This is a genomic window from Actinomadura sp. NPDC000600, assembly GCF_040492135.1.
GTDB lineage: Bacteria > Actinomycetota > Actinomycetes > Streptosporangiales > Streptosporangiaceae > Spirillospora.
On record NZ_JBEUPD010000002.1, the window covers coordinates 424,477 to 436,888 of the forward strand.

The 12,412-nt window shown below is 74.1% G+C and carries 10 protein-coding genes; 7 read left to right on the plus strand and 3 right to left on the minus strand.

What is annotated here, in order from left to right; translation table 11 throughout:
* Positions 1-14 precede the first annotated feature (14 nt).
* The 3 genes from ABWI07_RS04790 to ABWI07_RS04800 all read left to right on the plus strand — a co-directional run bounded on the left by ABWI07_RS04790 (position 15) and on the right by ABWI07_RS04800 (position 3,516).
* Positions 15-767, plus strand: a complete 753-nt coding sequence (locus ABWI07_RS04790; RefSeq protein ID WP_353817725.1) for an ABC transporter ATP-binding protein — start codon at positions 15-17, stop codon at positions 765-767.
* Positions 764-2,155, plus strand: a complete 1,392-nt coding sequence (locus ABWI07_RS04795) for an FtsX-like permease family protein (protein ID WP_353817726.1) — start codon at positions 764-766, stop codon at positions 2,153-2,155. The genes ABWI07_RS04790 and ABWI07_RS04795 overlap by 4 nt, the downstream gene beginning before the upstream one ends.
* Before the next feature lie 137 nt (positions 2,156-2,292).
* Positions 2,293-3,516, plus strand: coding sequence for a sensor histidine kinase (locus ABWI07_RS04800; RefSeq protein ID WP_353817727.1), 1,224 nt, complete (start codon positions 2,293-2,295; stop codon positions 3,514-3,516).
* Here ABWI07_RS04800 and ABWI07_RS04805 read toward each other — a convergent pair.
* Positions 3,488-4,189: a response regulator transcription factor gene (locus ABWI07_RS04805; RefSeq protein ID WP_353817728.1), complete on the minus strand. Its 702-nt coding sequence runs from the start codon at positions 4,187-4,189 to the stop codon at positions 3,488-3,490. The two genes, ABWI07_RS04800 and ABWI07_RS04805, sit on opposite strands and share 29 nt — an antisense overlap.
* Before the next feature lie 85 nt (positions 4,190-4,274).
* Positions 4,275-5,261 (minus strand): zinc-dependent alcohol dehydrogenase family protein, encoded by a 987-nt coding sequence (locus tag ABWI07_RS04810; protein WP_149261724.1) that lies wholly within the window; start codon positions 5,259-5,261, stop codon positions 4,275-4,277.
* Between the two features lie 314 nt (positions 5,262-5,575).
* Between ABWI07_RS04810 and ABWI07_RS04815 the strand changes: the two genes are divergently transcribed.
* The 4 genes from ABWI07_RS04815 to ABWI07_RS04830 all read left to right on the plus strand — a co-directional run bounded on the left by ABWI07_RS04815 (position 5,576) and on the right by ABWI07_RS04830 (position 11,680).
* A complete protein-coding gene (locus ABWI07_RS04815) occupies positions 5,576-6,304 on the plus strand; it encodes an alpha/beta fold hydrolase (protein WP_353817729.1) in 729 nt (242 codons plus the stop codon).
* A 48-nt stretch (positions 6,305-6,352) separates the two neighbouring features.
* Positions 6,353-7,321: an alpha/beta hydrolase gene (locus ABWI07_RS04820; protein ID WP_353817730.1), complete on the plus strand. Its 969-nt coding sequence runs from the start codon at positions 6,353-6,355 to the stop codon at positions 7,319-7,321.
* A gap of 42 nt (positions 7,322-7,363) precedes the next feature.
* A complete protein-coding gene (locus ABWI07_RS04825; RefSeq protein WP_353817731.1) occupies positions 7,364-8,749 on the plus strand; it encodes a dihydrolipoyl dehydrogenase family protein in 1,386 nt (461 codons plus the stop codon).
* 108 nt (positions 8,750-8,857) lie between these two features.
* Positions 8,858-11,680 (plus strand): helix-turn-helix transcriptional regulator, encoded by a 2,823-nt coding sequence (locus ABWI07_RS04830; RefSeq protein WP_353817732.1) that lies wholly within the window; start codon positions 8,858-8,860, stop codon positions 11,678-11,680.
* 26 nt (positions 11,681-11,706) lie between these two features.
* Here the strand turns inward: ABWI07_RS04830 and ABWI07_RS04835 are convergent, their stop codons facing one another.
* A complete protein-coding gene (locus tag ABWI07_RS04835; protein ID WP_353817733.1) occupies positions 11,707-12,390 on the minus strand; it encodes an NAD(P)-dependent oxidoreductase in 684 nt (227 codons plus the stop codon).
* Positions 12,391-12,412 lie beyond the last annotated feature (22 nt).

The window sequence follows — 12,412 nt, forward strand, 5'->3', positions numbered from 1 at the left end:
CCGAGGATGAGGGCATGGCTGAGATAGCGGCGGACAACACGACGGGCTTGACCGCCCGGGCGGAGGACCTGCACCGGGAGTACGGACGCGGCGCTGCCGCCGTGCGGGCGTTGCGCGGGGTGTCGGTGGCCTTTGCGCCTGCGACGTTCACGGCGGTGATGGGGCCGTCGGGCTCCGGCAAGACCACCTTGCTGCACTGCCTGGCGGGGATGGACCGGCCCACTCGGGGCTCCGTCTGGTGGGGCGGCACGGAGGTGTCCCGGCTGCCCGAGCGGCGGCTGGCGGTACTGCGGCGCAGCCGGGTCGGGTTCGTGTTCCAGGCGTTCAATCTGATGCCCGCGATGACGGTCGCGCAGAACCTCGAGCTTCCCGGCCGACTGGCCGGTGAGCGGCCCGACCGGGGCCGGGTGCTCGACGCGCTCGCCCGGGTGGGACTGGCCGGGCGCGAGCGGCGCCGGCCCGGGCAGCTGTCCGGCGGGCAGCAGCAGCGGGTGGCCATCGCCCGGGCACTGGTCTCACGTCCTCTGCTGCTGTTCGCCGACGAGCCGACCGGCGCCCTCGACCGGTCCACCGGGCACGAGATCCTCGCTCTGCTGCGCGCCGGTGTGGACGAGGACGGCGGGACCTGCGTGATGGTGACCCACGATCCGGTGGCCGCCGGGTACGCGGACCGGGTGCTGCTGCTCGCCGACGGCATGGTGGTGGACGAGCTCGTCCGGCCCACCGCCGCCCAGGTCGGCGAATGCCTGAGCCGGCTGGGCGGGTGAGGGCTGTGATCCCGCTCGCGCTCGGGCAGATGCGCCGCCGTCCGGCGGCCTTCGCCGGTGTGGCGGTCGCGCTCTTCCTCGCCATCGCCACCCTGACTCTGTTCGGCTCGCTGTTCGCCGCCGACGTCACCGCCCCGGCGGCGGTCCGGAAGGCGACCGCCGGGCCCGGCCTGATGGTGATCGCCGGCGCCTTCGGCGAGATCGCCGTACTGGTCGCGTTCTTCGTCGTGGTCAACGCGCTGGGGTTCGCGCTGCGCCAGCAGCACCGGGAGCTGGCCCTGCTGCGCACCATCGCGGCGACACCCCGCCAGGCGCGGCGCCTGGTCCGCGGCCAGGCCGTCGTGACCACGCTGTCGGTGGCCGTGCCGGGCTGGGCCGTCGGCGCGGCGGCGGCCCGGGGCCTGCTCGCCGAGCTGCAGCGGCGGGGGATGGCGGCGCCGGGTGTGCGGATGCCGGGGTCCACGATTCCGGTGCTGGTGGCGCTGGTCGTCGCGCTGGCCGCCGCACTGGCCGTCGCGCTGTCGGCCTCGACCGTCGCGGCGCGGCGGATCTCCCGGATCACGCCTGCGGCCGCCCTCACGGCGAGTTCGACCGAGCACGGGCGGACGGGCGCACTGCGTCTGCTCGCCGCGATCGGCGCGCTGGCGGGCGGCGCCCTGCTGCTGCGGCTGGCCGCGACGCGGCCGGCGGAGCAGGTGGACAAGGCGGGGCAGGCGGCATTGTTCAGCTCGCTGGTGCTCCTGGTCGCGGTGGCTCTGGCGGGACCGCTCGCGGCGCGCGTCCTGGCGGCCGCGCTGGGCGCACCGGTACGGGCGCTGGCACCCGGTGCAGGATGGCTTGCCGACGCCAACCTGCGCGGGTACGCGCGGCGCCTGTCGTCCGCCGTGGTGCCGGTCGCGCTGCTCGTGGGCCTGTCGGGCACCATGCTGATCATGACGAGCACCGCCGGGCACGCCGCGGGCGCGGCGGCGTCCAGCGTCACTTCGGCGACCGATGTCTGGCTGCGTCAGGCCGAGTTGGCGATGCTCGTCTGCTTCGCCGCCGTCTCCACCGTCAACACCCTGGTCGCCGTGACCGCCGAACGGCGCCGCGAGTTCGCGCTGCTGCGGCTGGTCGGCGCGACCCGATCGCAGCTGCTGCGCATGCTGACCGCGGAGGCGGTGCTGACCACGGCGGTGGGGATCCTGCTCGGCGCGGCGGTCGCGGGCGCCGCGTCGGCGGCGTTCAGCACGGCGGTGAGCGGGTCGCCGATGCCGTCCCTTCCGGTGGCCGGCTGCTGTTGGATCGCCGCAGGCGCGACGGCGCTGACCGTTCCCGGCATCCTGGGCACGGGCTTGCAGGCGGTTCGCGGGCCGGCGGCGGAGCTGGTGGGAGGTGGCCGTGACTGAGCGCGGCGATGGGGCGGTCGCCGAGGGGACGGCCTGCGCACGGGCGCCCACCCGGAGAACGGTGGCGGACGCGCCGCCCGCCGGCTCGGTGCTGTCACCAGCCTCGGGCGGGCCTGCGCAGGTCCCCAGGGTCGACCGTGGTTGAGCAGCGGCGATACCTGTCCGTCCGGGGCGGCGAATGGGCCTTCGCCGTCGTCGGGCTGCCGCTCGCCCTGCTCGGCGGGGTCTACGCCTTCGCTGTCCTTTACGCGGGGACGCTGCTCTCGCTCACCGTGTTCGGCCTGCCGTTCATGGCCGCCGGGCTGATGGGCGCGCGCGGCCTCGGCGCGCTGCACCGGCGGCTGGTCGGCCGGTTGCTCGGCGAGCACATCGAGGCGCCGGCCAGGCTGCACCGCCCGGCGGGCGTGGTCGCCCGTGGTCGGGTCGTGCTGACCGACCCGATCGCCTGGTGGTCGCTGCTCTATCTGGTGCTGCGGTTGCCGCTCGGCGTGCTCGGGTTCGCCGCCGCAGTGGCGATTCCCCTCGGCTCCGGCTGGCTGATCGGCTTCCCGCTCTGGGCACGACTGCTCGAACCGGGCCCGCGACCCGCCACCTGGCTGGATGCCGCGTCCGTGGCGCTGGGGCCGGTGATCCTGTCCGCAGTGCCCGGCGCGGTTCGGGTGCTGAGCGGAGCGAACCGCCGGCTCGCCCGGCTGCTGCTCGGCCCGGCCCGAGCGCATCGGCGCGTCCGGGAGTTGGAGACCGCCCGCGCCACCCTGCTCGCGCAGAACGATGACGAACTCCGCCGCTTGGAGCGTGACCTGCACGACGGCACCCAGGCTCGGCTGGTCGCCCTGGCCATCACCCTCTCGCTGGCCGAAGACGCGCTCGGTCCCGCCTCAGGCCCGGACCTCGCACGGCTGCGCACCCTCGTGGAACGCGCCCGCGGCCAGACCGACGACACCGTCACCGAACTGCGGCGGCTCACTCGCGGCATTCACCCGGTGGCGTTGGACGGCGGCCTCGACGAGGCACTGCCGGGACTCACCGCCACCTCGCCAGTGCCGGTCACCCTCCGCCTGAACCTGCCGGAACGACCGGATCAAGTGGTCGAACGGGCCCTCTACTTCTGCGCCGCCGAGCTGCTCACCAACGTTGCCAAGCACAGCGGAGCGCACTCGGCCGAAGTCGAGGCGAGCGCGACCGCCGGTCGAATCCGCCTGTCCGTGCGCGACGACGGCCGCGGCGGTGCGGCGCTCGGCGTCGGCACCGGCCTGACGGGCCTGGCCGAACGGCTCGCGGCGGTGGACGGCGCTCTGCGGATCGACAGCCCGCCCGGCGGACCGACCGTGGTCACCGCCGAGCTGCCGACCCGTCTGTGATGGCCGATCGACTTCCGTTCTCCGCCAGGTAGGTGAGGACGGCCTTCACCCGCCGGTTGCAGGTGTCCGTCGACCGCAGATCGAATTTGGTGAAGACGGCGGCGACGTGTTTCTCCACCGCCCGCTCCGACACCACCAGCAGTGCGGCGATGGAGCGGTTGGAGTGCCCTTGAGCCACCAGCTCCAGCACCTCGCGCTCGCGAGGCGTCAGGGTGTCCACACGGCTGCGCTGCCGACCGCGCATCAGCTGCGTGACGATCTCCGGGTCGAGCGCCGTGCCCCCGTCGGCGACCCGGTACAGCGCGTCCACGAACTCGGCGGTGCGGGCGACGCGCTCCTTCAGCAGGTACCCGATGCCCGCCGCGCCGTCCGCCAGCAGCCGGGACGCCCAGGTGGTCTCGACGTGCTGGGAGAAGACCACGATGCCGACTTCGGGCGTCCTCGCGCGGATCTCCACGGCGGCGCGGATGCCTTCATCGGTCTGTGTGGGCGGCATCCGGATGTCCACCACCGCTACGTCAGGCCGGTGCTCGACCACCGCGGCGAGCAGCTCGGGCGCCGTCCCTGCGGTGGCCACCACCTCGCACTCTCGGGCGCCGAGCAGCTCGACCATGCCGTCACGGAGAACAACGGAGTCCTCGGCCAGCACCACGCGCAGCCGCCTGTTGCTCACGACACCATTATCAGGCCCGGCCGGCGTACGGCGCGCACGTACGGACGGGATGCCGGGATTCGCCGAGCGGTCGGCTCCGTGCCGCTCAGTGCTCGATGTCGATGACCACCTTTCCCAGGGCCGTGCCGTTCTCCACGGCGGCGTGTGCTTCGGCCACCGTCTCGAGGCTGAAGCGCTGCGGGTCGAGCAAGGGGCGGAGTCCGCCGGCGTCCGCGAGCGCGGTGGCCTCCCGGAGGATCTGGCCGTGATGTTCGCGCCCGGCTCCCGTCAGCATCGGCAGCAGGGTGAACACGCCCGAGTAGGTGGCGCCGCGGAACGACAGCGGCGCGAGGCTGTGCGTACCCCATCCCAGGGCACTGACCACGTGCCCGGTATAGGTGCGCACGGCCGTGAACGAGGCGTCCAGGACCGCGCCCCCGACGGTGTCGAACACCACGTCGAAGCCGGCGCCGCCGGTATGTTCGGCCACGTACTCCTCGACGGACGTCGTGCTGTAGTCGATCGGCGTCGCACCGAGGTCCCGGACGAGGGGCGCCTTGGCGGCCGACGCGGTCGCGTAGACCTCGGCGCCGCGGGACGCCGCGAGCTGGACGGCGACACCGCCCACACCGCCGGCGCCGCCCTGCACCAGCACGCGCTGGCCCGCCCGCACCCCGGCACGGTCGACCAGCCCCTCCCACGCCGTGATCACGGCGAGGGGGAGCGCCGCCGCTTCTCGCATCCCCAAGGAGGCCGGCTTGGGGGCGAGCAGGCGGGCGTCGACGGCCGCGTACTGCGCCAGCGATCCCTGGAGATCGCCCACTCCGCCGGTCAGCCCGTACACCTCGTCGCCCGGCCGGAAGCCGGTCACCCCCGGTCCCGCCTCCACGACCACGCCTGCCAGGTCCAGGCCCAGAACCGCCGGCAGCCGGCTGCGCGCATGATCCGCGCGGCCCGCCCGGATCTTGGTGTCGAGCGGATTGACGCCGCTCGCGCGAATCCGGACCAGCACCTGTCCCGTCCCCGGCACGGGGTGCGGTACCTCGCGCAGATCCAGGTGACCACCGAACTCCTCCAGTACGACAGCGCGCATGGCATGTCTCCCTTTCTCCCGATGCCCCGAGTGTCGGTGCTGTGAGCGCCGGCTCGCATCCGTGGCCTCACTGGTGGCGTGCCCGGGAACCTGCCGACGTGCCCGGCGGCGCGCCGGGGCCGACGGTGATCGGCTCGCTCCACGGCCTGCCCCGCGCCAGGGCCGGACGCCGACCGGTGAGGGTGTTTCGGGTGCGCCGCGGCGACGCAGGTCGTCAGGCGCTAGGGACTCCCGCCGGGGACCGACGGATGCGAGTGGCGGGACGCCGAGAACAGACTGGCCGCATTCCGGTGCCGAACGAGAGGAACCAGACGATGAGCATCACGACGAACTCCGCAGGCAAGCCCACGATCGTGCTGGTGCACGGGGCGTTCGCCGAGTCGTCGAGCTGGAACGGCGTCATCGCCGCACTGCTCGACGACGGCCACCCCGTGATCGCCGTCGCGAACCCGCTGCGCGGGGTCGCCTACGACGCCGACCACCTGCGCGGCGTCCTCGCCGCGATCGACGGCGACGTCATCTGCGTCGGCCACTCTTACGGCGGCATCGTCATCACCAACGGGGCCGCCGGGAACGGCAACGTGAAGGCGCTGGTCTACATCGGCGCCTTCGCCCCCGACACGGGGGAGAGCGCCGCCGACCTCGCGGGCCGCTACGAGGGAAGCACCCTCGGGGAGACGCTCGCGCCCGTGAAGCTCGCCGACGGCAGTACGGACCTGTACATCCGGCAGGACCTCTACCACGCGCAGTTCGCCGCAGACTCCCCGGCCCGCGAGGCCGCGGTGATGGCCGTGACGCAGCGCCCGATCGCCGAGTCGGCGCTCGCCGAGCCGTCGGGCGAGCCGGCCTGGAAGACGATCCCGTCGTGGTTCCTGATCGGCGGCAAGGACAAGAACATCCCCGCCGCGGCCCAGCGGTTCATGGCGGAGCGGGCGGGATCCCGGCGGACCGTGGAGCTGCCGGAGGGCTCCCACGCCGTCGGCATCCCGGAGGCCGCCACCGTCGCCGACCTCGTCCGGGAGGCCGCCGCCTCCACGGCGTGACCGTGGTGGACGCGCCACCGGTCCTTCGAACCAGTAAGGGGTCCCGTCATGACCGACCAGTCCGACGCCGGCATCGTTCTGGAGCCCGCCTCGCAGCGGCTCTCCGACGCCACCGCGCACCCGCCCTTCCTGTACGAACTGGGGGTGGCGAAGGCCCGCAAGGTGCTCGACGACCTCCAGGCGGAACCGATCGAGAAACTCCCCGCCGACTCGGAATGGACGACCGTCCCCGTCGACGCCGGCGACGTGCGGGTGCGCATCGTGCGCCCGCAGGGCGCAGCACGGCCGCTGCCGGCCGTGCTGTACATGCACGGCGGCGGGTGGATCCTCGGCAACGCGGACACCCACGACCGGCTCGTCCGCGAGCTCGCGGTGGGGGCGGGGGCCGCCGTCGTGTTCGTCGAGTACACGCGCTCGCCGGAAGCCCGCTACCCCGTCGCCGTCGAGCAGGGGTACGCGACCGCCCAGTGGATCGTCCGGCACGGCCGTGAGCATGGTCTCGACCCCGACCGCCTGGCCGTCGCCGGCGACTCCGTGGGCGGGAACATGGCGGCGGCGCTGACCCTGCTGGCCAAGGAGCGCGGCGACGTCCGGTTCGTCCACCAGTCCCTGTACTACCCGGTCACCGACGCGGGCATGGACACCGGCTCCTACGCCCGCTTCGCGACCGGCTACTTCCTCACGGCGAAGGCCATGGCGTGGTTCTGGGACGCCTACCTGCCCGACGCCGCGCGCCGCGCGGCCATCACCGTCTCGCCCCTGCGGGCGACCCGGGACCAGTTGGCGGGCCTTCCGCCCGCCTTCGTGATCGTGGACGAGGCCGACGTGCTGCGGGACGAGGGCGAGGCGTACGCCGCGAAACTCCGTGCCGCGGGTGTTCCGGTGACCGCGGTCCGCTATGGCGGCATCACCCACGACTTCATGATGCTCAACCCGCTCAGCGAGACCAACGCCACCCGGGCGGCCGTCGCCCAGGCCGTCGCGGTGCTCCGCGCGGCGCTGGACTCCGACGACTGATACGGGCGTGGGAGCCCGGACCGAGCCTTGAGGGAGGAACGGATGGCACCGCCGGCAGAGGACTTCGACCTTCTCGTCGTGGGCGGCGGCAAGGCCGGCAAGACGCTGGCCATGGACCGGGCGCGGGGCGGCGCCCGCGTGGCGATGGTGGAGCAGGGCATGATCGGGGGCACGTGCATCAATGTCGCGTGCATCCCGACCAAGGCCCTCGTGGCCAGCGCCCGCGCCCGCAGGACGCTGGACCGCGGCCGCGAACTCGGGCTCATCGTGGACGGTGCGGAGGCCGACGCCGACCTGCTCCGGGCGCACAAGAGCGATGTCGTCGACGGAATGGTCGCGCTCAACCACAAGCAGTTCCTCGACTCGGGCATGGACCTGGTGATCGGCCGGGCGCGGTTCGTGGCCGAGCGCACTGTGGACGTCCGGCTGGGCGACGGCGGCAGGCGGGTGCTGCGCGGTGCGGACACGGTCATCAACACCGGCACGCGGCCGCGTGTCCCCGCCATCCCGGGACTGGACGCGGCCGGGGCGCTGACGAGCGAGAGCCTGCTGCGGTTGGAGTCGATCCCCGGTCGGCTCATCGTGCTGGGTGACGGGCCCATCGGGCTGGAGTTCGCCGACATGTTCGCCGCGTTCGGCAGCCGGGTGACCGTGGTGAGCCGGCATTCCCGGCTGCTGCCGCGTGAGGACGCCGAGATCGCGGCGGCGGTGCGGGACCTGCTGTCCGGCCATGGCGTCACCGTCCTGCTCGAGCGCGAGGTCGCGCGCGTCGGCCGTGACGGCGGCGGCGAGGTGACCGTGGTGCTGGCGGACGGCCTGGAACTGGCCGGTGACGACGTGCTGGTCGCCGTGGGACGGCAGCCGGTCACGGAGGAGCTCGATCTCCCGCGGGCGGGCGTGGCGGTCACCGCCGCCGGGTTCGTCGACGTCGACGAGCACCTGGCCACGACCGCGCCGCACACGTGGGCGGCGGGCGACGTGGCCGGCAGCCCGCAGTTCACCCACGCGTCCCTCGACGACTACCGGATCCTCAAGGAGAACATGGCGGGCGGCTCCCGGTCCACCAAGGACCGGCTGGTCCCGCGCACGACCTTCCTCAGCCTCGACCTCGCCCACGTCGGCCTCACCGAGAGGGAGGCCCGTCGGCTCGGCCACCCCGTGAAGATCGCCCGCCTGCCCGTGTCGGCCATTCCCCGCGCCCGCACGACCGGGGAGACGCGGGGCCTGTGGAAGGCCGTCGTCCACGCGGACACGGACCGCATTCTGGGCGCGACGCTGCTCGGGCCGGAAACCGGCGAGACCATCACCACCGTGCAGACCGCGATGCTCGCCGGCCTTCCCTTCACCGCCCTCCGCGACATGATGATCACCCACCCCACCATGGGCGAGGGGCTCACCATGCTCTTCGCGGGCTTGACCGACGACTGACGACGGGCCCGCCTGCGCCCGCATTCCGGGCGCACCTGCCCCGACCTGGGCGAACCGCCGTTCGCGGCCGTAGAGTGGCGTCAGCGGCTCCCGGCGGACGGAGGTGGGATGTCGTCGACAGATCCGACCGGCCTGCGTCCTCCCGCCTGGCCGCAGCGGTCCGGACTGCTGGGGCGGCGTGCGGAGTGCGAGGCGCTCGATCGGCTGGTGGACTCCGTGCGCGCCGGGGAGAGCCGGTCGCTGGTGATCCGCGGGGAGCCGGGGACGGGCAAGTCTGCGCTGCTGGAGTACCTGGTGCGGCGGGCCGACGGCTGCCGCGTGGTGCGCGCCGTGGGGGCCCAGTCGGAGATGGAACTCGCCTTCGCGGCCGTGCACCAGTTGTGCACGCCGATGCTGGACCTGCTCGGCAGGCTGCCGGAGCCGCAGCGCGATGCGCTGAGGACGGCGTTCGGCCTGCGCGGCGGGCCGCCGCCGGACCGCTTCCTGCTGGGCCTGGCCGTGCTCGGCCTGTTCGCCGCGGCGGCCGAGCCGCGTCCGCTCGTGTGCGTGGTCGACGATGTCCAGTGGCTGGACAGGGCTTCCGCGCAGCTCCTGGCGTTCGTGGCGCGCCGTCTGGGCGCGGAGTCGGTGGCCTGCGTGTTCGCGGTCCGCGACGCGGAGGAGGGCGCGGAGCACGACGCCGACTCCCCCGACCGGTGGGGGCTGCCGGAGATGGAGCTGCGGGGGCTGGGCGACCGTGACGCGCGGGAGCTGCTGCGGCGGGCGGTACCGGGTCCGCTCGACGAGGGGGTGCGCGACCGGATCATCGCCGAGGCCCGCGGCAACCCGCTGGCCCTGCTGGAGCTGCCGCTCGGCTCGACCCCCGCCGAGCTGGCGGGCGGCTTCGGACTCCCCGGGACGGGGACGCTCTCCCGCCGCATCGAGGACGGCTACCTGCGGCAGCTGGAGCGGCTGCCCCCGGCCACGCGGCGGCTGCTGCTGCTGGCCGCCGCCGAGCCGCTCGGCGACGCGGCCCTGGTCTGGCGGGCGGCCTCCGGGACGGGCATCACCGACGGCACCGCGGCCGCCGCCCCCGCGGACCATCTGATCCAGTTCGGCACCCTGATCCGCTTCCGGCATCCCCTGGTGCGCTCGGCGGTCTACCGGGCCGCGACGGCGGAGGAACGGCTGGGCGCGCACGCGGCGCTGGCGGACGCGACCGATGCCCGCGCGCATCCGGAACGCCGTGCCTGGCACCGTGCGCACACGACGGCCGAGCCCGACGAGGAGATCGCCGCGGAACTCGAACGCTCGGCCGGGCATGCGCAGGCGCGCGGAGGCCTGGCCGCGGCGGCGGCCTTCATGCAGCGCGCCGTCGCGCTCACCCCCGATCCCGCGCGCCGCGCCGAGCGGGCCCTGACCGCCGCCCACGCCCAGCAGGAGGCCGGCGCGGCCGAAGCCGCCCGGAGGCTGCTGGCCGCGGCCCAGGCGGGGCCGCTCGACGAGCGGCAGCGCGCTCGGGCGACCCTGCTGCACGCTGAGATCGAGTTCTCCGCGCACCACGGCAACCTGGCTCCGCCTCTGCTGCTCGACGCCGCCAAGCAACTGGAGCCGCTGGACCTGCCCCTTGCGCGTGACACCTACCTCCAGGCCCTGTCCGCCGTGATGTTCGCCGGCCGCCTGGCGCAGGGCACCGGACTGCTGGAGGTCGCCGTGGCGGCCCGTGCCGCGCCGCGTCCGCCGGCACCCTGCCGGGCCGCCGATCTCCTCCTGGACGCCTTGGCCCTGCTGTTCACCGAGGACGCGGCGGCGGCGACCCCGGCGATGAGGCGGGCGCTGCACGCCTTCCTGGCCCGGGACGTCTCCGCGGACGACGAACTCCGATGGCTGTGGCTCGCGTTCATCACGGCCATGGCTCGGTGGGACGACGAGGCGGGCCGGTCGCTGGCCGACCGCCACGTCCGCCTGGCACGGGAGACCGGCGCCCTCGCGGTGCTGCCTCTCGCCCTGAGTTCGCGCATCATGGTGCGGCTCTTCGAAGGTGACCTGGCCGGGGCGACGACGCTCAGCGAGGAGGTGGACACCCTCACCGCGGCCACCGGGATGCAGATCACGAACTACGGTGCCCTCGCGCTCGCCGCGTGGCGAGGCCGCGAAGCGGAGGCCGAGGAGCTGAGGGGAGCGGCCGTCAGCGAAGCGACTTCGCGGGGCGAGGGGGTCGGTCTGAGCGTGGCCCAGTGGACGAGCGCCGTGCTCTACAACGGTCTGGGGCGCTACGAGAAGGCCCGGGACGCCGCCCGGCAGGCCAGCGCGGACCCTCCGGCACCGGGCGTCGCGGCCCAGTGGGCGCCGACCGAACTGGTCGAGGCGGCCGTCCGTTGCGGAGACACGCGCCTCGCCGCAAGGGCGCTCGGGCAGCTGCTGGAGACCACACAGGCGAGCGAGACGGACTGGGCACGGGGAATCGCGGCCCGCTCACGCGCGCTCATCGGCCACGGCGAGGAGGCGGAGGCCCTCTACGGCGAGGCGATCGACCGCCTCGGCCGCACCCGGCTGCGCTCGGAGACGGCCCGCGCCCACCTGCTGTTCGGCGAATGGCTGCGCCGCGAGCGGCGTCGGCTCGAAGCGCGCGAACACCTGCGCAACGCGCATGGGATGTTCACCGCGATGGGCATGGAGGCGTTCGCCGAGCGCGCCGCACGGGAGTTGCGGGCCACCGGCGAGACCGCGCACAGGAGAAGCGCCGAGGCCGACGGTGACCTGACCCAGCGAGAGTTGCAGATCGCACGTCTCGCCAGTACGGGCCTGACCAATCCCGAGATCGGCGGCAGGCTGTTCATGAGCCCGCGCACGGTCGAATACCACCTGCGGAAGGTCTTCGCGAAGCGCGGCATCGCCTCGCGGACCGAGCTCGGGACCGTGCTCGGCGCCGACGCCGGGCCCACAGGCTGAGCGTGCCGGGCCGGTCGGCGCGCCGGTCACGCGCCGCTCCTCCCCGCTGCGGCGTACTTCCGGGCATGGGCCACCGTACGGGCCGCCTCGACCAGGCCGGCGGCTCCGGCCAGGCCGCGCTCCAGCACCTCGAAGGGGTCACCACCACTTGCGCGGACGGCGTCGGCGAAGTGGTGCATGTCCTTGTGCATGAGCGTGTGGACGTGTTCGGCCAGTTCCGGGGTGATGTCGCGGCCGAGGGCGTGGAGCGCCGCACTGCCGCCGCTGCTAGCGGAGACCACCTCGATGAGGGCCGGAAGGTCCAGGCCGACCTGCGCGGCCAGACCGAGCACGTCCTCGGCGTTCTTCATGTTGGTGATGGTGAGCGCGTTGTTGAACAACTTGGTGATCTGGCCCGCGCCGACCGCTCCCATCAGTTTGACGGTGTCGCTGAACGTGTCGAACACCGGTCGGGCCGCCTCGAACGCGTCCCGCGACCCGCCGGTGAAGGTCGTCAGCGTGCGGGCGCGGGCAGCGGGGCCGCCGCCGCTGACGGGGGCGTCGAGGTGAACGCCTCCGGCCTGCGCGACGTGTTCGGCGATGCGGACGGCCTCGGTGGGATCGCCGGTGCCGTGGTTGACGATGATCGTCCCCGGGACGAGGGCGGCCAGCAGTCCTTGGCCGTCCAGTATCTGCGCGGGCCACGGCCTACCTGCTGCAGATCGCCGCACCGGCGGGGGCGCGGCGCAAACG